Annotated in this window: 4 protein-coding genes; 1 reads left to right on the top strand and 3 read right to left on the bottom strand. The window is 60.4% G+C overall.

Annotated features, from left to right (window positions below; genetic code table 11):
- Window positions 1-428, bottom strand: a 428-nt coding sequence (locus F0Q45_RS25290; RefSeq protein WP_149656490.1) for a substrate-binding domain-containing protein, incomplete at its 3' end; no start/stop codon positions are given.
- A gap of 53 nt (window positions 429-481) precedes the next feature.
- Entirely contained in the window at window positions 482-1,345 is an 864-nt protein-coding gene (ku, locus tag F0Q45_RS25285) for a non-homologous end joining protein Ku (RefSeq protein ID WP_149656489.1), read from the bottom strand.
- Window positions 1,346-1,502: 157 nt separating this feature from the next.
- Here ku and F0Q45_RS25280 point away from each other — a divergent pair, with 157 nt between their 5' ends.
- Window positions 1,503-1,862 (top strand): hypothetical protein, encoded by a 360-nt coding sequence (locus tag F0Q45_RS25280; RefSeq protein ID WP_149656488.1) that lies wholly within the window; start codon window positions 1,503-1,505, stop codon window positions 1,860-1,862.
- A gap of 105 nt (window positions 1,863-1,967) precedes the next feature.
- Here the strand turns inward: F0Q45_RS25280 and F0Q45_RS25275 are convergent, their stop codons facing one another.
- Window positions 1,968-2,324: a hypothetical protein gene (locus tag F0Q45_RS25275; protein WP_149656487.1), complete on the bottom strand. Its 357-nt coding sequence runs from the start codon at window positions 2,322-2,324 to the stop codon at window positions 1,968-1,970.
- Window positions 2,325-2,635 lie beyond the last annotated feature (311 nt).

Here is a 2,635-nt window from a genome sequence, read left to right as displayed (position 1 = left end):
ACGCCGTTGATGTTGTAGGTGACTGCTATCGGGCCAAATACCACCGGTAGGTCCCACGCTTCGGACCCGCAGCGCGCCGCGGCCTTGTCCGGCTCACCTTTAGCCGGATCCATCGGGGAATCTGAGCCCGCCAGATCGACCTGGTTATCGAGGAACAGCTTCATGCCGGCGCCAGAACCATTTGCGTTGTAGTCCAGCGTATGACCGGGGCAGGCGTGAATGTAGGCGTATACGAACTGTTCGATCGCGTTCTTTTGCGCGGTAGACCCCGCCGCCAGCAGTTTCTTCTTCCCGCCGCAGTTCACCGGCACCGTGGGTGTGCTGGACCCGGTCGACGATGACGTACCTGGATGGCCACCACACGCCGACACAACCAGTGCGCTGGCAAGTAACAGGCTCACGGTGGCGCCAGATCGGCTGAACTTCACGAAACACTCCTCTCGGCAGCACGATGAGCATATGCGGACAAGGGCCGCGTCGGTCAGGACTTGGCGGCTTGTTTTGCTCGGGTCTTGGTTGCCGGCGCCTTTTTGGCGGTGGTTTTCTTGTTGTCTCCCGAGCGTGCCTTGACGCTGGCCTCGAGCTTGGCCAGCAGATCGGAGACGTCTTCGGTCTCGTCTAGCTCAGCGGGTCGCTCCTCGGCGGTAAATGCTTCCCCGCCTTCGAGTTTGGCGTCGATCAGCTCCTGCAGCTGCTCCTGGTAGGTGTCGCGGTAACGGTCGGGGTTGAAGTCGTCGGCCATTGACTCCACTACCTGGCCGGCCATCTTGAGTTCGGCCGGCTTGATTTCCACTTTCTGGTCCAGCACCGGGAAGTCGGGGTCGCGAATCTCGTCCGGCCACAACAATGTGTGCACCACCATCACCTCGCGTTTACCGAAATCCTTGACGCGCAACGCCGCGAGCCGAGTCTTGTTGCGCAGCGTAAAATGCACAATCGCCATGCGGTCGGTCTCAGCGAGCGTTTTGGCCAGCAGCACATAGGATTTCGACGATTTGGAGTCCGGCTCCAGGAAGTAGCTGCGGTCATACAGCATCGGGTCGACTTCGCTGGCCGGGACGAATTCCAGTACCTCGATCTCCCGGCTGCGTTCCTCGGGCAACGTAGCGAGGTCGTCGTCGGTGATGATCACCATCCGGCCGTCATCGGATTCGAAGGCCCTCGCGAGGTCGCCGTATTCGACGACCTCTCCGCACACCTCGCACACGCGCTTGTACCGGATGCGTCCGTTGTCCTTGGCGTGTACCTGGTGGAACTTGATGTCATGGTCCTGGGTGGCGCTGTATACCTTGACCGGCACGTTAACCAGGCCGAAGGCAATGGAACCTTTCCAGATAGAGCGCATGCAGTCAGTATGCCCATTACCTGGGTTGGGTAACAGCGCGCCACGGTGAGGCCTGCTCGGACGAGGCAAGATGCCAGCTGCCGACGACTACGATGAGCGCCACACTAGTTGAGCACGAAGGGATTTGGGCTTGCGCCCGTGTATTCGCCAACTGTAGATGCCGCCGTGTCGTCGGTACCCACCAGACACCCGTTCGGATCGCCGCTACCTGACCTCCGTCGGCATCCACGCCTACACCGGCACCGGAGTCGTCGGCCACCCTCGCCAGCCCCCGCCGACAAAGGCCGCGCACTCCTCGAACCACCTGGCCAAAGCAGCCAATACCCCCATCGCCCTGCTCACTGGCGACCAACAATGGCCAAGCGCCGTGGCGGCTCCCGTGCGCTTAGCGCCCGTGTCCGCCGCCACGGCCAAATCGGCAATACCGCCATTCATGAGCATCAACGGTGCCGGGCGCAATACCAGGGCGGCAGAGCTGCGCAAACCTTCCGTTGGTCGGCGTGACCGCTACGACTGAAGGTCCGGTAGCGATGAAGCGCCGCGCCAACCGGGACCTTAGGTACGGCGCGATCATGTTGGCGCGCTGGAATCGCCTGCTGCGGCATGAGAAGTTTCTTTACTGCTATTGAGTGTCTTCGTCTGTGTCGGGGACTGAAGGCAGCTCATAGCCCTGGAACTCGGCAACGAGCTTGGCGACAATTTCCTGCGCGTAAACCTGATCGTCCGGAGTCAACCGGGAACGTCCTTCATGAAGCATCGACGCATAGATGCCTTCAAGCTGGAACCACAGTCGGCCCAGCAAGTCGGTCCAGGATGGATCCGCGACTTCTTCGAGAGATTGGATTATCCAATCTAGGTCACGAGCTACCCGTTCGAGTCCGGAAAATCCGCCATCGTAATGGCTCAGCGAATCAAGCGCCAGGTGCCGAAGATAATCAATCCTAGCAATCCGACGGCGAGAATCCTCATCGTTCGTCAAGGTCGTCGGTCCCCGAAGGTTACGGTAACGATGGTGCCGTCCGCAGCTTGGATGACGCTGATATGGTTGTCGGGATCGTAGAAAACTGTCCTACCTCCCCTCCCGGGGCGGATAGACCATTTCGAAGCGCATTTTGCACGACGCTCACCGGAATGCCGTCACTTTGCATTTCGTCAAGTGCGTGTCCGCTGAAAGACGTTCCGTCAATCGTCTCAGGCGCATTTGTTCCGGGGCGGACATCCATTGGGCCGCGCCGCTGGCCAGTAGGCGTCGATGGATCTGGTGACGGTGCGTGCGGTTGTTCTGGTGCT

This window comes from Mycobacterium simiae (assembly GCF_008370645.1).
GTDB lineage: Bacteria > Actinomycetota > Actinomycetes > Mycobacteriales > Mycobacteriaceae > Mycobacterium > Mycobacterium simiae_A.
The sequence above is the reverse complement of the archived record's forward strand: the minus strand, read 5'-3'. Positions and strand labels throughout refer to the sequence as shown.